Source organism: Pseudomonas zanjanensis (assembly GCF_014268745.2).
Lineage (GTDB): Bacteria > Pseudomonadota > Gammaproteobacteria > Pseudomonadales > Pseudomonadaceae > Aquipseudomonas > Aquipseudomonas zanjanensis.
The window spans coordinates 2900377-2917815 of sequence record NZ_JABWRB020000001.1; the positions used below are offsets into that span (position 1 = coordinate 2900377).

17 protein-coding genes and 1 pseudogene are annotated in these 17439 nt (G+C 61.4%); 3 read left to right on the forward strand and 15 right to left on the reverse strand.

Annotated elements, in window-relative coordinates:
* Positions 1-73: 73 nt before the first annotated feature.
* From HU715_RS11990 to HU715_RS12000, 3 genes are all read left to right on the forward strand, one after another.
* Positions 74-1543 (forward strand): chorismate-binding protein, encoded by a 1470-nt coding sequence (locus HU715_RS11990; RefSeq protein WP_186706198.1) that lies wholly within the window; start codon positions 74-76, stop codon positions 1541-1543.
* On the forward strand, positions 1540-2124 hold the full coding sequence (locus HU715_RS11995) for an anthranilate synthase component II (RefSeq protein WP_186706197.1): 585 nt from the start codon (positions 1540-1542) through the stop codon (positions 2122-2124). The genes HU715_RS11990 and HU715_RS11995 overlap by 4 nt, the downstream gene beginning before the upstream one ends.
* Positions 2125-2203: 79 nt before the next feature.
* On the forward strand, positions 2204-3004 hold the full coding sequence (locus HU715_RS12000; protein ID WP_186706196.1) for a helix-turn-helix transcriptional regulator: 801 nt from the start codon (positions 2204-2206) through the stop codon (positions 3002-3004).
* On the opposite strand, the gene HU715_RS12005 is transcribed toward HU715_RS12000, so the two are convergent.
* The 15 genes and pseudogenes from HU715_RS12005 to trpC form a co-directional block, all read right to left on the reverse strand.
* Positions 2986-4278, reverse strand: a complete 1293-nt coding sequence (locus HU715_RS12005; protein WP_186706195.1) for a nucleotide sugar dehydrogenase — start codon at positions 4276-4278, stop codon at positions 2986-2988. The genes HU715_RS12000 and HU715_RS12005 overlap by 19 nt on opposite strands.
* Positions 4279-4307: 29 nt before the next feature.
* Entirely contained in the window at positions 4308-5339 is a 1032-nt protein-coding gene (gene trpD / locus HU715_RS12010) for an anthranilate phosphoribosyltransferase (RefSeq protein WP_186706194.1), read from the reverse strand.
* Positions 5340-5403: 64 nt separating this feature from the next.
* On the reverse strand, positions 5404-6030 hold the full coding sequence (locus HU715_RS12015; RefSeq protein ID WP_186706193.1) for a phosphoribosylanthranilate isomerase: 627 nt from the start codon (positions 6028-6030) through the stop codon (positions 5404-5406).
* Entirely contained in the window at positions 6027-6815 is a 789-nt protein-coding gene (trpA, locus tag HU715_RS12020; protein ID WP_186706192.1) for a tryptophan synthase subunit alpha, read from the reverse strand. Before trpA ends, HU715_RS12015 begins: the two co-directional genes overlap by 4 nt.
* Positions 6812-8023 (reverse strand): tryptophan synthase subunit beta, encoded by a 1212-nt coding sequence (gene trpB, locus HU715_RS27455; protein WP_238349446.1) that lies wholly within the window; start codon positions 8021-8023, stop codon positions 6812-6814. The genes trpA and trpB overlap by 4 nt, the downstream gene beginning before the upstream one ends.
* Positions 8024-8107: 84 nt before the next feature.
* Positions 8108-8791: pseudogene (locus HU715_RS27460) on the reverse strand (phenylalanine--tRNA ligase beta subunit-related protein); the annotation flags it as partial.
* Complete coding sequence (locus HU715_RS12030) at positions 8677-9093, reverse strand: DUF6917 domain-containing protein (protein WP_186706190.1); 417 nt, start codon at positions 9091-9093, stop codon at positions 8677-8679. The gene HU715_RS12030 and the pseudogene HU715_RS27460, both read right to left, overlap by 115 nt.
* Positions 9083-10000 carry a Gfo/Idh/MocA family protein gene (locus tag HU715_RS12035; RefSeq protein ID WP_186706189.1) on the reverse strand — a complete coding sequence of 306 codons (918 nt, stop codon included), beginning with the start codon at positions 9998-10000 and terminating at the stop codon, positions 9083-9085. Before HU715_RS12035 ends, HU715_RS12030 begins: the two co-directional genes overlap by 11 nt.
* Complete coding sequence (locus HU715_RS12040) at positions 9997-11082, reverse strand: Ldh family oxidoreductase (RefSeq protein ID WP_186706188.1); 1086 nt, start codon at positions 11080-11082, stop codon at positions 9997-9999. The genes HU715_RS12035 and HU715_RS12040 overlap by 4 nt, the downstream gene beginning before the upstream one ends.
* Positions 11083-11088: 6 nt before the next feature.
* On the reverse strand, positions 11089-12363 hold the full coding sequence (locus tag HU715_RS12045) for a M20/M25/M40 family metallo-hydrolase (RefSeq protein WP_186706187.1): 1275 nt from the start codon (positions 12361-12363) through the stop codon (positions 11089-11091).
* Complete coding sequence (locus HU715_RS12050) at positions 12347-13216, reverse strand: sugar phosphate isomerase/epimerase family protein (RefSeq protein WP_186706186.1); 870 nt, start codon at positions 13214-13216, stop codon at positions 12347-12349. The genes HU715_RS12045 and HU715_RS12050 overlap by 17 nt, the downstream gene beginning before the upstream one ends.
* Positions 13200-14315 carry a DegT/DnrJ/EryC1/StrS family aminotransferase gene (locus HU715_RS12055; protein ID WP_186706185.1) on the reverse strand — a complete coding sequence of 372 codons (1116 nt, stop codon included), beginning with the start codon at positions 14313-14315 and terminating at the stop codon, positions 13200-13202. Before HU715_RS12055 ends, HU715_RS12050 begins: the two co-directional genes overlap by 17 nt.
* Entirely contained in the window at positions 14312-15445 is a 1134-nt protein-coding gene (locus tag HU715_RS12060) for a DegT/DnrJ/EryC1/StrS family aminotransferase (protein WP_186706184.1), read from the reverse strand. The genes HU715_RS12055 and HU715_RS12060 overlap by 4 nt, the downstream gene beginning before the upstream one ends.
* On the reverse strand, positions 15442-16497 hold the full coding sequence (locus HU715_RS12065; protein ID WP_186706183.1) for a Gfo/Idh/MocA family oxidoreductase: 1056 nt from the start codon (positions 16495-16497) through the stop codon (positions 15442-15444). Before HU715_RS12065 ends, HU715_RS12060 begins: the two co-directional genes overlap by 4 nt.
* On the reverse strand, positions 16494-17282 hold the full coding sequence (trpC, locus tag HU715_RS12070; RefSeq protein ID WP_186706182.1) for an indole-3-glycerol phosphate synthase TrpC: 789 nt from the start codon (positions 17280-17282) through the stop codon (positions 16494-16496). Before trpC ends, HU715_RS12065 begins: the two co-directional genes overlap by 4 nt.
* Positions 17283-17439: the final 157 nt, after the last annotated feature.

The following is a 17439-nucleotide window of genomic DNA, read 5'->3' on the forward strand; positions in this document are numbered from 1 at the left end:
TGCGCACTTTATATTCCCGTGGTGCTCTCTTAATGGAGTGCCTGAATCGTTGCACCTTGAAAATGGTATAACCGTGAATAAACATTTAATTGACGTCAATGTTCTTCGCCGCGAAGAACGTCGATCTACAGATGCACTTGGCATATATGCAAATGCACTGGAGCAACTGGGTCGCGAGTCTGTCTTCATTCTTGAATCACTGTCCGGTCCAAGCCGCGATCGCCGGGCGACGATCGTCGGGCTCGATCCCCTTTTCGAAGTGTGTATCGATGAGGGCCAGGCACAACTGCGAGGCTGTCCTGCGCTGTGTGAACACTTGTCCGCCAGCCTGCAACAAGGGGGGGTGCAAGTCGATCCCGAGCACAAGATCCACCTACCGGACAGCGAGTCAGGGTGGAACCTGCTCCGGACCATCCAGGCTACGTTCCAGCCTGCACCCAATGCCCCGTCCAGCCTGGCGTTCTTCGGCTATTTCTCCTACGACTGCGTTCGCCTGATCGAGCGCCTTCCCGATCTCGCCGAACAGACCTACAGCTACCCGCTCATCGCCCTGTCGGTCTATCAGACACTGGTTTATTTCCACAGCAACGGCATTGTCGAAACCCTGATCAACAACCACCCTCTGTGGGCGCCCCGTACAGTGGAGGATTACCCCTTCCTGAGCGCAACCCCGGCGTGCGAGGCAGTGGATCTGCCACCGTATCCAGAGACATTCGAGGAAATCCGCACGGTCACCCCGGAGCAATTTTGCGAACGTGTCGAAGTCGCAATGGAGCACATCCGCGCCGGCGACGTCTACCAGATCCAACTCGGCCATGAGATCCGCATTCGCTCGCAGGTTGCGCCGTTCGATGTGTACCAGAACCTGCGCCTGCGCAACCCCTCTCCTTACATGTACCTGGCCCATGTGGGCGGTATCGACCTGATCGGTGCCAGTCCGGAGCTGTTCGTCAGGATCAAGGACGATTTGATTGAGATGCGTCCGATCGCCGGTACTGTCGGCAAGAAGCCTGGCGTCGATCCGACCCAGCTGGTGCTGGAGCTGACCCGCTCGGAGAAGGAACGCGCCGAGCACCTGATGCTCATCGATCTGTGTCGCAATGATATCGGTCGCGTCTGCCAGGCCGGCTCGCTGGAAGTCGACGAATTCATGCTGGTAGAGGAGTACTCGCACCTCTACCACATGGTGTCGAACGTTCGCGGTCTGCTGCGCCCAAGCCTGGATGCCTACGACGTGATCAAGGCCTCATTCCCCGCAGGAACCATGTCCGGCGCGCCCAAGGTCAGGGCAATGGAACTGATCGAGGGAATGGAGAGCAACCGCCGGGGCATCTACGCCGGAGCCCTTGGCCTGGTGGGTTTTGATGGCAGTGTAAATACCGCCCTGTGCATTCGCTCGACCGTCTTCGACGAGGGGACCTACCACTTGCGTGCATCCGCCGGGGTGGTCGCCGACTCCGTTCCCGAGATGGAGTGGAAAGAGACGCTGTACAAGATGGGTTCTGTATACCGGGCAGTGACCGGCAAGGAGATCGCACTGTGAAAGTATTCCTGATCGACGCCTACGACAGCTTCGTCTTTATCATCAGCCAGTACCTGGAACAACTGGGGCTGGAAACCCGCGTCGAGCGTCACGACGTGCCAGACCTCCTCCAACGCATCGAGGATTTTTCGCCGGACTTCTGCGTGCTGGGCCCTGGGCCTGGGCATCCGGCCGACGTTGGCTACATCGAAGTGATCAGGCACTTGCAGGGGCGTTTGCCGCTACTGGGCGTATGCCTGGGTCATCAAGCCATCGGCCTGGCCTTCGGCGCTCAGGTTTGCCGCGCCCCGCACGTGATGCACGGCAAAGTGAGCACGATCGAGAACGATGGCAAGGGCGTCTATGACCACACGCAGGCACGCGCCATACAGGCCACCCGCTACCACTCGTTGATGGTCAGCGACCAGCAGCTACCCGACAGCCTGGAAGTCACCTCGAGATCCACCGATGACGGCTATGTGATGGGTGTGCGTCATCGCCACCTGCCAGTGGAAGGAGTGCAGTTTCACCCTGAGAGCATCCTGACCGAAAACGGCCTGGACCTGTTTCGCAGTTTCATCAAGTGTTACGTGCACCAGTGATCCGCCAGAAGGGGCGCACTCCCCTTCTTTTTCCGTGCTCCAGCTGTTTCATTCCCGCTATAACAAGAGCGACTCGTTTATGGACAAACACAACTCCCCCGTCTGCAGCCGGAACCAGGCCGGGCGTACCGCACCGCTGACCGCCTTCATGAGTCTCGCCAAAGATGCCAACCGTTGCGATTGGGAGCGCCTGCTGAACAAAGTGCTGCGTCAGCTCGGCTTCGGCAGCTACCTCATCAGCCTGGGACCGGCAGCACCGAGGGATACCGACCCTCTCGCCGGCCTCATCACCACCTTTCCCAAACGCTGGCTGGAACACTATCGCGGTGACGGGTTGATCGAGATCGACCCGATACTCAGGCACTGTCGACGCGAACTGCTACCTTTTTTCTGGGACAGCGAGCGCAGGCGCGCCCGTGGACGTTCCCGGCACTTCTGGCAACAACGCGAGCAACACGGCCTGCGCAGCGGCCTGAGCATCCCGCTGCGCTACGAGCTGCTCAGGGGAACACTGAGTGTGGCTTTCGATGACACCCAGATCACCGAACAGGAGGGCTTTTCCAACCCTGCCGTTTATCAACTGTTCATGCTCATCCCCTACCTGCTCGCCGGAATGCGCCATCAGTTGCAGGTTCCTGCCCAACCCTGCCAGGACCTCACGCCCAAGGAGTTGGACTGCCTGTATTGGGCCAGCGTCGGCAAGACCACTTGGGAGATTAGCCACATCCTGACCTGTTCCGAGCGCACCATCGACTTCCACCTGCTCAATGCCCGACGCAAGCTGGGTTCGGTGAGTCGCCAACAGGCCGTCAGTGCTGCAGCGGCCTGCGGGCTGGTCATGCCGACGGTTGCCCCACCGGTTTACAGACGCCAGAAATGATAACCCTCGGCCTCGTAGGACTCCCGATCCAGGACAGCCTTGACATCAATCACACACGCCCCGGGCAATAACTTGGTGCGCATTTGCTGCAATGAGGTGCGCCGATAGGCCTCATGCGGCACAGCCACGATCAGCGCATCGCCTGCGGGCAGCTGTTCCCAACTGCTCAATGCGCAGTCGTACTGACGCATGACCGTCGCCGGGTCGGCCAGTGGGTCATGCACATGGACGTTGACGCCATAGGCTCGCAATTCGACGATGATGTCGTGAACCTTCGAATTGCGCACATCTGCGCAATTTTCCTTGAACGTGATTCCCAGCACATTGATCGTCGAGCCCTTCACCACACGGTTGGCGGCGATCAGCAGCTTGATGGTTTTCTCGACGATCCACTTGCCCATGCCATCGTTGATCCGTCGCCCGGCAAGGATCACTTGGGGATGGTAGCCATGGGACTCGGCCTTGTAGGTGAGGTAATAGGGATCGACGCCAATGCAGTGACCGCCTACCAGCCCTGGCTTGAAATCAAGGAAGTTCCACTTGGTGTTCGCCGCTTCCAGCACCTGGCAGGTGTCGATCTTCAGTTCCGAGAAGATCAGCGATAACTCATTCATCAGGGCGATGTTCAGGTCGCGCTGGGTGTTCTCAATGACCTTGGCCGCTTCGGCCACCTTGATCGAAGGAGCACGATGCACCCCCGGCCGGACAATCAGCTCGTACAACGCGGCCACAGTCTGCAAGCTCTGCGGACTGTCGCCGGACACGACTTTGACAATATCGCAAAGCGTGTGGGTACGATCGCCGGGATTGATTCGCTCAGGCGAGTAGCCGACAGTGAAGCCCTCTTTCCACACCAGCCCCGAAGCCTCCTGCAAGGCGGGAATGCACCGTTCCTCGGTCGCGCCCGGGTAAACGGTCGACTCGTAGATGACCAATGCCCCGGGCTTCATGTTCCGCCCCACCGTTTCACTGGCTCGTATCAAGGGTGACAAATCAGGTTGATTCGCCGCATCCACAGGTGTGGGGACCGCGACGATGATAATGTCCGCGCCGCGCAGCGCCGCCGGATCGCTCGTATAGGTGAGCAAGTGCGCCTGCTGCATCTGCTCCTCGCCAAGCTCCCCGGATGGATCTATGGCATCGCCTAATTGATCGATACTGTGCTGGCAGATATCGAAGCCTATGGTCGGCAAGCGCTTGCCGAACTCAACCGCCAGAGGAAGCCCGACATAGCCCAGCCCCACCACCGCGACAGTCCCAAAAATCTGTTCCATCCTTCGCTCCTTGAAACCCGGCTGTGCCTTCAATTTCGCAATCCACGGGTAAATGACAACAACGATTCATAGGTTTGCATGGCCTTTCCGCTGTCCAGAATGCCGGTCGCCAGCTCCAGCCCCTGGGCGATACTCTCGACCCTGTCGCCCAGGTAGAGCGCCGCAGCACTGTTGAGCAGGACAATGTCGCGTGGAGCACCTTCCCGACCCGCGAGCACTTCCAGGCATAACGCCCGGGCCTGGTCGATGCTGCTGACCTGCAGGCTTGCCAGATCACACACCTTCATTCCGAAATCGCTGGGGTGGAGGTGGTACTGGCGTATGTCGCCATCCCAGAGCTCAGCGACCAGCGTGCTACCGGATAGGGAAATCTCGTCCAAGCCATCCTCGCCGTGGACCACCAGCGCGCGCTCGCTGCCCAGTGCCCTGAGTACCTGCGCCATGATCGGCACCAGCTCGGCGCTGAACACACCCAGCAATTGCCTGCTCGCCGCAGCGGGGTTGGTCAGCGGGCCGATGACATTGAAAATCGTGCGGATGGCCAGTTCACTGCGGACCCGCGTCAAGCCCGGCAGAGCCGGTCGATGGACTGGCGAGAACATGAAGCCAATCCCCACTCGTTCCAGGCACGTAGCGATCTGTGCGGGCGTCAATTGCAAATCCAGGCCCAGCGCTTCCAGTACATCGGCGCTGCCACAGGTCGAGCTGACACTGCGGTTGCCATGTTTAGCCACCCGCACACCCGCCGCGGCCACCACAAAGCTGGCGGTGGTCGACACGTTGAACGTGGCCCGCGCATCCCCTCCTGTTCCGCACAGGTCCACCAGCGGCCCCGCCACCGAATGCCGGACCGGAATCAGAAATTCACGCACCACGCGGGCGACACACTCGATCGCCTGGAACTCCAAGCCCTTCACTTGCAAAGCCACCAGCAGCGCAGCGATCAACGAGTCCGGCAGCTGTCCCTGCATCAATGCTCGAAAGGCGCTTTGCAACTGATGCGCCTCGACCGGCTCCCCCTGGCTGTACCGTGCAACCACTCCACGCACATTCTGCGGCATTGTTCTCCCTCACCTGTTAGCTGGGCTGATCCCGCCTGTTGGCAGGCCACGGCGGCTGCCGTCATTACTGATTGATGCTGCGTTGCACGCGTCGCACCTGCTCGAAGGCGAGCCGGGCATTTCGACAGAACTCCTCAATAGCCCGGGGTGACTTGCAACCCGGCGACGACTCCACCCCCGAGGACACATCCACGGCCGCGGGCTCGAGTGCTTCGATCAACGCTGCGACACTGTTGACCGTCAAACCGCCCGCGATCATCGCCTCCGGGTAGCGCGCGGCCGGCCAAGGATGCGCAACCCCATGGCCTGCCCCTGCATCGACCAGTGGCAGCGCCGAGGCCCTTCGATCGCGGCGGTAATCCGACGGCATCACACGACGAATCAAAGGCCGTCCCAGCTGCTCCCAACAACGCCCCTGCTCCTGGCCATGCAACTGCACCAGATCCAGGTCCAGGGCCAGGGTGGTTTCGTAGACCTGGCTGTACGACTGATTCATGAACACGCCCACTACCCTGGCCTGGTCACCGATCAGGTCACGCAAGACCGTTGCCTGTTTGGGCGACAGTTCGCGCTTCGAACCAGGCACCAGTACCAGGCCGATCAAATCGACACGGGCTTGCAGGCACGCCTGGATATCTTCCGGTGTCCGTACCCCGCACACCTTGATCGTTCCCTGCTGCCAGCCATTCATCGCCGGCCCCCGGCCTTGAAACCAGCGAGATAGTGGTGGGCCTGCGTAGCGGCTTCGACCGGGTCGGCCAGCCGGCGTGCCAAAGCGCTGCCAATGATCACGCCCTCTGCCTGCTGCCACATGACTCGGGCCTGTTCGGGGGTGCCGATGCCGAAACCAACCGCCAAAGGCAAGTCAGTAAATCGCCGTACCCGCGCCACGAACGGACCGATGTCGGCCAATTGGTCGCGCTCACCGGTCGTGCCCAGCACCGACACCAGATAGATGAAGCCCTTGGCGTGTTCGGCAATCGTGCGCAGGCGCTCGTCGCTGAGGTTCGGTGTCATCAGAAAGATCTGATACAAACCGTGGGCCTCCAGGGCGGCACGCAACTCACCACTGGCCTCGACCGGCATGTCCGGGACAATCACTGCACTGATGCCCGCCTCGGCGGCCTGCGCGGCGAACCGCTCGTAACCATGGTTAAGCAGAAGATTCGTATAGGTCATCACCACCAGCGCGGGCGCCTGGTCGTCCTGGGGAAGTCCGGCGATCTGCTTCAATGCCAACGTCATGGTCATGCCATTGGCAATCGCTGCGTGGCTGGTCTGTTGGATCACCGGACCATCGGCGACCGGATCGGAGAAAGGCACACCCAGCTCGATGACATCCGCACCAGCATTACGTGCGGCCTGTACCAGCTCCGGCAGGCTGTCCAGTGCCGGATAGCCGACCGTCAGGTAAGGCATCAGGGCCTTTTCGCCTCTTTGCGCGAGATCGGCGAAACAGCTGTCGATACGGTTCATTGGGGGACTTCCTCCGCGCTCGTGAGCTGGGCAATGGTTTGCATGTCCTTGTCGCCACGCCCGCTGAGGTTGATGATGATTCGCGCTCCCTGGGGCAGTTGCCGCGCGACCTTGATGGCGCCGGCCAACGCATGGGCGCTTTCCAGGGCCGGGATGATGCCTTCACAGCGCGATAGCAGCTGGAGTGCTTGCAGCGCCTCGTCATCGCTGGCCCAGAGATAATTGGCGCGACCGCTGTCACGCAACTGGGCATGCTCAGGCCCGACCATCGGGTAATCCAGTCCGGGCGCAATGCTGTGGGTTTCACCTATCTGCCCATTGGCGTCCTGCAGGACGTAGGAGCGACACCCTTGCAAGACCCCGGAGCGGCTCTGTCCGCCCTGGCCGAAACGGATCGAATGATTGCCAGTGCTTTCGCCCTGGCCGGCGGCCTCGACACCGAACAGCTGCACGTCAGGTTCCTCGATGAAGGCCGAAAACAACCCGATGGCGTTCGATCCCCCTCCGACACATGCCACCAGCGCATCCGGGAGTGCTCCGTCCTCAAGCGCGGCGAACTGCTGCCTGGCCTCGTCGCCGATGACGCTCTGGAAATAGCGGACGATGGCCGGGTATGGGTGCGGGCCCAACGCCGATCCCAGCAGGTAATAGGTCGTGTCGGCATTGGCCACCCAGTCGCGCAGGGCGTCGTTGATCGCGTCCTTGAGGGTCTGGGTGCCGCCAGTGGCCGCCACTACCCGCGCGCCCATCAACCGTATGCGTTGTACGTTCAGCGCCTGGCGTTGCATATCACGCAAGCCCATATAGATCACGCATTCGATCCCCAGCAAGGCACAGGCCGCAGCAGTCGCCACGCCATGTTGGCCTGCACCTGTTTCTGCGATCACGCGGCGTTTACCCATCATCTGCGCCAGCAGCGCCTGACCCAGGGCATTGTTGATCTTGTGGGCGCCGGTATGGGCCAGGTCTTCGCGTTTGAGGTAGGTTTTCACCCCGATTTCCCGGGAGAAGTTCTCCACCAACGTCAAGGGAGTAGCCCGCCCCACATAGTGTTTGAGCAAGCTGCGATAACGTTGCTGGAACGCTGCACTGGCGATGATTTGCTGATAACGTTCGGTCAGTTCGCTGACCGGAGGCGAGAGTGTTTCAGCGATGAAACACCCACCATGGTCATCGAACCAAGGACCTTGCCCCGCCAGGGTTTCCAGCGCTGGCGAACGCCCATCTCCCAGGCGTTGCGCGACAAGTTGCAGGGCTGCCCTGACTGGGGTGCTGTCGAGTGGCGGCAATACGCACCCTAGCAACAGCAGGTCAGAGGTGCTATCGCGGGTAGCGGTATGGACCGTGTCTCGAATGGAAAACAGCGACAAGACTTTCTTTGAGTCACGCAGCACCAGCAGGCCAGCCGGCAGCGGCTCGCGTCCTTGGCCGCCAACGGGCTCGTACGACTCGTCCTCACCAGAGAGGTCCAGCAGCACCGGTCCCTCGATTCCTGCGGCATCAAATGCCCCCAGCGAAGTCATGGTGGAGACCGCCACCCAATTGACCGTATCGACCACCTCATTTATGCGCGGCAACCGCGCCTGGGCCCGGCCGAATGCACGGTGGATGAAGTTGGCGACCGAAGGCAGGTGCTTGCGCGGATTAATGCCCGCACGTTGGTAGTAGTTCGCATACGGCGCAATCGATGGGTGGGTCAGCAAGGCATCCTTGTCTACGCCAGTCCATGCTGCGCGGTTGGCCGACCAGTCAAGCCCTGCCCCATCGACGCTTCCCACGCCAGGCAGGCGCATTGCCAGGACCCTGGCGCCTGGAAACTGCACGCGCGCCGCTGCCGATACATCGATCTCGAATATCTCGTTCATTGCTCTTCCTCGAAGTGCAGGTAACTGCCTAAGCCGCAATCCCGGAGGGTGCCACCGGTCAGCAGGTCGTCCGCCGCTATCAGGATGTTGTAGTGGTTGGGAAAGTGGCATTCGTCAAAGCCAATGACCTGACCAATGCAGGTGTCGCCTAGCAACACCCGATCACCGCGCTCGATGACCCCGGCCTGCTGGATTTCGACGAAGCCGATGAAGCCGACCCGCTCAATCCGGTCGCCCGGCTTAGCCCCTGACTGGTCGGTCGTCACCACTTCGTGCAACTCGCCGCGCCGCACACAACGGGAGCGGTGCTCGATCAACGTCATGCCACGTGCTTGCTGAGTGTGATAGAGCAGCTTCACCAGCCTAGCCTCGAGCCTGGCCTTGGACGGCTGACGGGGCTGTTCAGCGAGCATCGCGGGCCTCCATGGCATAGGTAGCGCGCACCAGCCGCACCGCATCGACACCAATCGAACCGTCTTCGACCATGCCTTGGATGCTCCTGGCTAGATGGGCGATGACGCCCTCGTATTCGTGATAGAGGGACGTCTTGAAACCCACGCTGTCCTTGAGCAGGTCGACGATGACTTGGCGTCCGTCGGCGTAGTCGATCACCAGGTCTTTCTGTTCGCCGTGGGCATAGTCCCAGCTCAGTTCAACGCTCGCCTCAAGCCCGACCGCGTTGGTCAGCGTGACCAATGCCCCCATGTCGATCCCCAACGCATTTCGACGAACCTGCGCCCCAGTGACCTCGAGTCGGCCAAGCACAAAGCTCAGCGTGTCGTAGACATTCGGGCCATTGTCGGCAATGCAGCCGCCACCACAGGAGGCACTGTCCAAATACCAGGTGTCATGGCCGGCATGATCCTCGATGCGCTCGTGGTAACGCGCCCGAACATGCACCGCACCATTGAACAGGCCTTGCTTCACGGCATTGAGCAGGTGGGTGTTGTAGCGTCGGTGAAAGGCCGTGAGCAGCGTCAAGTTCAAGCGGCGGGCCATGTCGCGCAACTGCTCGGCCTGGTCCAGTTCGAGGGTCAATGGCTTCTCGCAGCACACATGCTTGCCCGCCTCCAGGGCAGCCATGCAAGCGGTGAAATGAAGATGGTTGGGCAGGTTGATGATCACCGCGTCGAGGTCCGGGTCGGCGAGCAAGGTGGTGTAATCGGTATGGCAACGCACATCCGTCGCCGCGAATGGCGCCAGCCGTTCGGGCGCCTTGTCGCACACCGCCACCAGCTGGCACAGGGTGCTGTCTTGCAGCGCCTTGAGGTAGTAGTGGGAGATCACTCCCATGCCGATGATGCCAAGCCTTATGGTCATGCCGCTGTCCTCGTGATTTGTGAAATACCGAGTTGTCCCGCGATGCTATCGAGCTGCTCCAACAGTGCGGCATCGACGGGAATGCCCTGTGCCAGGCGTTCGGTACGCACCCTCAGGTCAGGCGCGCCGGGATAGCTCAGCGGGTCGAACGCCGGATGCACAGGCGCCTGCGTGATGTGCTGGAGCAATCGGTCCATCGACGAGCGGAAACCTTCGCCAGCACCAAAGGCTTCGGGGGACAGGGCCAGGAAGAAGTGGCCGATGCTATTGCGCCCCGGGTTGCCAAGGTCCGCACCGGTCTGGGCACCACTGAGCACCCCACACAGGATCTCGACCATCATCCCAAGGCCCAAGCCCTTGTGTCCGCCCTGCTCCGCGTAAGCCCCGCCGAGCATCGGCAACATCGCGCTGCCGTCCAGGTACGCGCCAGGATCGCTAACCTCGCGGCCTTCGGCATCGTGAAGCCAGCCGGTGGGAATGGTTTGCTGGCGTCGAATGGCCTGTTTGATCTTGCCGCTGGCGCAGACCGTCGTGCTCATGTCCAACAGAAATGGCGCTGGCATAGCAGCCACCGGAGCCGCCAGGCTGATCGGGTTCGTCCCCATCAAGGGCGCCATACTGCCCAGCGGATGAGCGACGGGCTCACGACCCAGGTTGGTCATGGCCATGCCGATCATGCCGTGTTCCAGTGCCATGCTGGCGTAGAAACCTGCCGCGCCGAAGTGCGAACTGTTGCGCACCACCGCACAGCCAATCCCAAAGTCCCGGGCCTTGTCGATGGCCCGTTCCATGGCCTGCTGTCCCGCCAACAGTCCCAGCCCGCCGTCGGCATCAAGCGTGGCGCAGGCCCCTTGATGGCTGATCCATTGGCCGGTGGCGGCCAGGTTGATTTCACCGCTCCGGGCACCGGCGATATAGACATTGACCAGGTTGGCGATGCCATGGGTATCGTGGCCGTTCAGATCGGCATGCAATAACACGGGCGCCGCCTTCTGGGCCTGGGATGCGGTGAACCCGGCTGCCTTGAGGGCAGCCACAGTGAACCCATGCAGCTCGTTGGCTGCAATGCAGAAGAAATCCATAGCGTTTTATCCTTGCTTGAGAGTGTTTGCGATCGGCTCGGCAAAGCGGCGTAGCAGCCGCTTTACAGCAACTGCAAAGGTGTCCAGGTCATTGATCGAAACGTATTCTCGGGAGGTGTGCGCACCGTTGTCGGCCAGTGAGCCCGGCCCCCAGACGACGCTGTAGACGCCGTCGCCCTGAGCCCACATCGCATCGCAGGTGAAGGCCTGTTCGGCATCCGGGTTCGGCACGATGCCGGCCTCGCCCAACAGGCGCTGCAAGGCCACATGGTGGTTGTTCAGGACCGGCAAGCCGCGCTTGAGCCAACGAGCGCTGCAGGTGGTGCGCAGGCGTTCGACAGTCATGAGGAATGGCGGGCTTTGGGCGAAACGTGAGCCGCACTGCTGCAACGCCTGGTCGAACGCTTGCTCCACCAACACTTCGGCATCGCGCGCCTGAGCGGCGCTGCGATAGGCAAAATTGAAGAGACAGTGCCCGCTACCGTAAACCCGGTTGTGGTGCATGCCGGTATGCAGACCGGCCAGGGTCATCTTCACCTGCAGCGCGTGCAACGGCTCTGCCAACTGGGCAGCCATGGCCTGGGCGATGAAACCCAGAACCAGCGAAGCATTGTCGCCCTGGTGCGGAAAGTCGTCGGTCGAATCCCTGCCGTCCATCCGTACTTCATACGTCATGGAGGTGGTAGAGGCATCGAAGTAACCGGCTCCCGTCGGTTCCACAAAGATGTTCAAACACCCCAGGTGACCCTGCTGGCACAGGTAGTGGGTGCCATAGACGCCCATGGCGCCCCCTTCTTCACCGGCCACCACCTGGATCAGCACGCGGATATCGTCCAGCACCTGCGGCTCTTGCATCTGCAATGCCTCCAGGGCTGCCAGCACCGCCAAGCCTGGCCCCTTATTATCCACCGCGCCGCGACCCTGTACGGCGCCGTCGAGCACCCGCACCGGCAGATGAGGTGACACAGTGTCCATGTGGAAATTGAACATGATCGTACGTTCCCGCGGCCCGTTGCCGATCTCCAGAACGCTATGCGGCTGCCAAGCCAGGAACTCGGGCGCCTCGTTCATCCGGCGTAGCACCGAAACCGGCACCCGCGCCTCATCGGGCAGGACGCCTGGACCGCTGAACACCTCGCGCATGCCGACTGTCTGCGCCCACTGGGCGAACAGGGTATTGGCCTGGGCAATGCACGAGGGCTGTCCGGTCTCCATCGGGGTCACGGTGTCGATGCGCAGCAGTTGCTCAAGCCGGTCTACATATTTATCCGTGAACAGCATGTCTTGCCTCCCTGCAGGATTGCAGCAAGTCCCGCGCATGCTCGGCATAGGCCTGATAGGTCTGCCTCTGTCGATGCGGGTCCGTAGCCGTCTGTTTGAGATGCGGGATCAGGCACAGGTGCGGCTCGATCGAAAACCAACCGTCGTAACCCTCGCCCATCAACAGCTCAATGCAGTCCCTGGCACCCACTTGCCCTTCTCCGGGGAAGGTGTAGTGCACTTCGTCCGATACCCAGCAACCATCCTTCAGATGCACATGCGCCACATGAGGAAGCACTTGGCGCAGGAATCCCAGGGCGTCATAGCCATAGCTCAGACCATTGCCGATATCGAACAGCAGCTTCAAGTGATCCGAGCCAACGGCATCGAGCAACTGCAGGGTCTGCTCGGCGCCCTGGCCGGCCCACCCGGCACAGTTCTCGTGTATCAGCACGACGTCGGCGTCTTCGGCCACTTCCACCAGACGCTTGAATCGCTCAATGACCGCATGCCGCCAGCGGGCCTCGTCCCAGCCACAATTGGGGTAGGACATGACACGGATCATCCGCGTCCCCAGACGCCCGGCCATCTGTAACAGGCATTGCAATTCGGCCCGGTCAGTCTGCCAGTCGGTATCGATCCTGCTGCCCCAATTGCCGATCTGTGAGGCCAGGACCACCACGTCCATGGACTGTGCGAGCAGCGAATCGCACATCGATACGCGTGATCGTTCCGACAGGTTGGCCAGCGGCACGCTGTCGACACTGCGCAGCTCGAGATGTCGCCAGCCCAGTTCAGCGTGGCACGCCAACTGCTCGGCCAAGGACGCGCAGCCTTCATCGGCGATTCCCGTGAGCTTAAATGACCTCGGCATGGCTGAACTCCTTCAACGCCTCGATGACGCGCGATACCTGCCCGTCGCTCATGCCGGAGCACAGGGGCAATGCCAGGCATTGCTTGCCCAGCAGACGCGCATTGGGGTAGTGCGCCGGCCCTGCGGACCATTGGACAAACGCCGGCTGCTCAGGCAAGGGCACAGGAAAATGCACGCGGGTCTGGATACCGCGCGCGGTGAGATGCCTGGCTAGCCGCTCACGCTCTGCACTGCGCACGACATAGGCGTGAGGGGAGAAATCCGGGGTACCGCGATGCTGGCCGAGCAACACGCCGTCGCTGGCTTCGATGGCTTCGTCGTAGGCCTTTGCAATGGCCTGCTTGCGGGCCAGGTGCAAGTCGTTTTCCCGCAACCGGGCCTGCAGCCAGGCGGCATTGGTCTCATCCATGCGGCTGTTGTATCCCAAGCGCTGGTGGTAGAAACGCCGACGGCCGTCCTGCCCATGATTGCGCAGCATCCGGAGGGCTCCCGCCACCTGGTCGTCGTCAGTAATCACCGCACCACCATCGCCGATACCGCCCAAGGGTTTGGCCGCAAAGAATGAATACACGCCAATGTCACCGAGTGTGCCTGCATGACGGCCGCGCAGGCGCGCCCCGAATGCGGTAGCACTGTCCTCGAGAATCAGGACATCCTCGGGCAATGCCTCACGCAACGCATCGATGTCAGCCAGGCCGCTGAACAGGTGGGCGACCAATACCGCCCGCGTCCGGGGGGTCAAGGCGCGGACGACGGCCTCGGCCTCGAGCACGCCGCTGTGGGGGGCAACGTCCACGAATATCGGTGTAGCACCCGCCTGCACAATGGATGAGGCGGCCGATACGTAGCAAAAAGCAGGTGTTATGACCTCATCTCCCGGCCCGATACCGGATGCAATCAGCGACAGGGTCAGGCCGGAGGTCGCAGAACTTACACAGACAGCGTGGCGCGCACCGACCTTGGCCGCCAGGGCTTGCTCGAAATCCTGAACCTGCTGCTTGAGAATGAAATCGCCTTGTTGGACCCGGGCAGCGAGAATCTCGAGTATCTGTGTCTGCGCATTGGGATAACGGCGTTGGAAATCCTGGTACTTGATCATGACTGGGCTCCGGCAGCGGCATAGAACTCGGTGATCGCCTGGCACACGCTGGCAACATCTGACGCACTCAGATCGGCATAGAGAGGAAGGCCCAACGCCCGGGTGGCGGCCCGCTCGGCGACCGGAAAGCGACCCTCGGCATGGGTTGGCCCGGCGCACACCGGCTGCAGGTGCAGCGGCAGCGGGTAGTAGGCCTCGACGCCAACACCGCGCGCAGCGAGATGCTCGACCAGGCCGTCACGGTTCTGCGCCTCGATCAGGTAGACATAGTCGACGCATCGCTGGCGCGCTGCCCGAGGCAACGTGACCGGCACCTGCAGGTATTCACCCAAGGGCCCCAGGTGCAAGTCGTAGGCATCGCGAAGCGCGGCACGTCGTTCGATCTCCTGGTCCAGCTCGGGCAAGCGCGCCCTCAGCCATAGGGCCTGCAGGTCGTCCATTCGGCTGTTGTAGCCCAGGCACTGCGCCAGGCCGCTGGCATCACGGCCATTGTCGAGGATCTGTCGCACCCGCCTGGCCAGGTCCGCATCGCGGGTCAGGACCATTCCGGCATCGCCGAGCGCACCCAGGGTCTTGGTGGGGAAGAACGACAGTACGCCAAGGTCCCCGATCAGCCCGGCATGCCTGTCGTTCCAGCGCATTCCGATTCCTTCGGCGCTGTCCTCGACAACCTTCAGCCCATGTCGGCAGGCGATGTCCATCAACGCATCCATTTCGGCCATTTGCCTGAACAGATGGACTGGCATGATGGCTCGGGTACGCCGGGTGATGCAGGCTTCGATCAGGGAGCAGTCAATTGCATAGCTGCCAGGTTCGATATCGACGAACACCGGCGTCGCCCCCACTTGCAGGATGCAGGAGACCGAAGCGAAGAAGCTGTAGCAAGGCACGATGACTTCATCACCCGGGCCGATGCCCAACGCCATCAGACAGATGATCAGCGAATCGGTAGCGTTGCCGGTAGCGATAGCATGGGGCGCGCCGGTATAAGTGGCGATAGCCTGCTCAAAAGCCCGCACCTGTTGGTCATTGACCCAGCCGGACTGTCGATGAAACTCCGCCAGCCCCTCCTCCAGCAGCGGCAAGGCGCGGGTGAATCCTTCGGTGATCTGGAAAAACGGAACACTCATCGAACGGCCTCCTTGGCCATATGCATATTGATCGACGCCAATGCGCTGGCAGATGCAACGCCGCGGGCCTGCTCCAGCAGTTCGACAACCTGCTGGTTGAAGGCCACCGTGCCGCTGCGAGGCATATCGCCGCCGTGACCCTGCAGGTGGTTCCGGAAATAGCGGTAGTACTCGCCCACACAGGTGGTCAGGGGCTCGTCAGCGAAGATCTGGTGAGCGCTACTGCCACTGTGCTCGGTGTCGCATCTGAGCTGTGCGTAGCTGTCGTCGGCACCTACGGGGAAAAAACCTTCGCAGCATTCGCCACTTTCCAGTTGCAGGCGCACACTGCGTTGGCGGATCGGACTGGCAAGATCCGATTCGAGCAGCACCTCGATGCCTTGCTCATCGTGCCAACCGATGCTGCCCGCCTTCATGGCCTGGCGCAGCTTGCCTTCGACGCGCAGATCTTCGGTGTGCGCGTGAAACCCGGACGCCGGAGCACCGGCGAACAGCAACGCCAGGCTGACTTGATGCGGCATTTCAATGTCGAACAGGTGTTCGCCATGGCGGGTGAAAGAGCGCGAAAAGCGAGGCTTGTCATGGATGATGTGCACACTGCGAAGCGGCTGTTCACTGGCTTCCAGCCACCGGGTGAGCCGTGGAATCAACAGACTGTGGCCCCACACCGAAACCACCAGAATCTGCGCATCATATTGTTGCTCCATGGAACGCAGTGCCTGGGCCTCGGCCAGGTTCATCACCATGGGTTTCTCAATGATGATGTATCGGAAACCGGCCATAAGCGCCTCGTGCACATGACGCAAGTGCAGGGCCGGTGGCGTACAGATGTGCACGACACCTACCCTGCCCTGCAGTGCCGACGCCTCGGGTAGACAGTGCAGCATCACCAGGCCATCGACCAACCCACCGCTCAGCTCAGGGTCCACGACCGTGATGGTGGTGTCGACATCGGGCAGGCAGCCCTGCCGACGCAATGAGCGCAGGCTGGCCAGATGCAGGTTTCTCCCGCAGTGACCGAAGCCGAAGATGATTGAGCGCAGCATCGTCATACAGCCTCATCCGCGCCCAGCAGCCGACGGCTCTCCAGGCAAGGGTCAGCAGCTGTTAGCAGACGTTCCCCCACCAGCGCGGCGGCAAAGCCGATGCGTTCTACCAACTGCATGTCCTGATGACCGGCAACACCGCTTTCCGCCACGGCGATAACCGAAGCAGGCAGACACTCGAACAATTGGGCGGAGCGGTCGAAGTCGACCTTGAAGGTATCGAGGTCGCGATTGTTGATACCTACTATCGACGCGTCGACCGATAGCGCCTGGTCGATGTCCGCCTCGTCAAAAGTCTCCACCAATACATCCAGCCCCAGCTGGTTCGCCAAGGTATGCAACCTCGCAAGGCTGCCGGGCGGCAGGCAGCGGACGATCATCAACACCGCGTCGGCGCCCAGTGCCCGCGCCTCGTAGACTTGGTACTCATCGACGATGAAGTCCTTGTACATCACCGGCAAGGTGATTTGAGGATGGTTGGCCAGCATGCCAACGACATGGGGCGCATTACCAAAGAACCGACTGTCGGCAATGACCGACAGGGCACTGGCGCCCCCGGCCTGGTACGCCATCGCCAACTGGAGTGGATCATAGTCAGCACGCAGCACGCCCTTGGACGGCGAGCGGTACTTGGCTTCGGCAATGAGCGAGATTCCCTCGCCTGCCAAGGCACCGACAAAGTGACGGGGCGCTCGTGCGTCACGAATCCGCTTGAGCAGGGCATCGATACCATGCGCCTGCTTGCGTTGAGCCGTTTCCTGGACTTTGTATCTGACAATCTCTTCGAGCATGGATCGACCACCATCAATGAGTTTGGGATAGCGCCGGTAAGAAGGCTGCAGAGAAACAGTGCTGTTCCTCTGTCAGCCGGCGAGGAGCAAACCTAATGGCCGTGAAGGTTTAAAACCACCTACCCAATGGGGTAGGCAGGCGCCAGGATGCCATCGG

Coding starts and splice junctions, on each gene's coding strand:
- HU715_RS12000 (WP_186706196.1), top strand. CDS start 2,204: ATGGACAAACACAACTCCCCCGTCTGCAGCCGGAACCAGGCCGGGCGT.
- HU715_RS12005 (WP_186706195.1), bottom strand. CDS start 4,278: ATGGAACAGATTTTTGGGACTGTCGCGGTGGTGGGGCTGGGCTATGTC.
- trpD (WP_186706194.1), bottom strand. CDS start 5,339: ATGCCGCAGAATGTGCGTGGAGTGGTTGCACGGTACAGCCAGGGGGAG.
- HU715_RS12015 (WP_186706193.1), bottom strand. CDS start 6,030: ATGAATGGCTGGCAGCAGGGAACGATCAAGGTGTGCGGGGTACGGACA.
- trpA (WP_186706192.1), bottom strand. CDS start 6,815: ATGAACCGTATCGACAGCTGTTTCGCCGATCTCGCGCAAAGAGGCGAA.
- HU715_RS12030 (WP_186706190.1), bottom strand. CDS start 9,093: ATGCTCGCTGAACAGCCCCGTCAGCCGTCCAAGGCCAGGCTCGAGGCT.
- HU715_RS12035 (WP_186706189.1), bottom strand. CDS start 10,000: ATGACCATAAGGCTTGGCATCATCGGCATGGGAGTGATCTCCCACTAC.
- HU715_RS12040 (WP_186706188.1), bottom strand. CDS start 11,082: ATGGATTTCTTCTGCATTGCAGCCAACGAGCTGCATGGGTTCACTGTG.
- HU715_RS12045 (WP_186706187.1), bottom strand. CDS start 12,363: ATGCTGTTCACGGATAAATATGTAGACCGGCTTGAGCAACTGCTGCGC.
- HU715_RS12050 (WP_186706186.1), bottom strand. CDS start 13,216: ATGCCGAGGTCATTTAAGCTCACGGGAATCGCCGATGAAGGCTGCGCG.
- HU715_RS12055 (WP_186706185.1), bottom strand. CDS start 14,315: ATGATCAAGTACCAGGATTTCCAACGCCGTTATCCCAATGCGCAGACA.
- HU715_RS12060 (WP_186706184.1), bottom strand. CDS start 15,445: ATGAGTGTTCCGTTTTTCCAGATCACCGAAGGATTCACCCGCGCCTTG.
- HU715_RS12065 (WP_186706183.1), bottom strand. CDS start 16,497: ATGACGATGCTGCGCTCAATCATCTTCGGCTTCGGTCACTGCGGGAGA.
- trpC (WP_186706182.1), bottom strand. CDS start 17,282: ATGCTCGAAGAGATTGTCAGATACAAAGTCCAGGAAACGGCTCAACGC.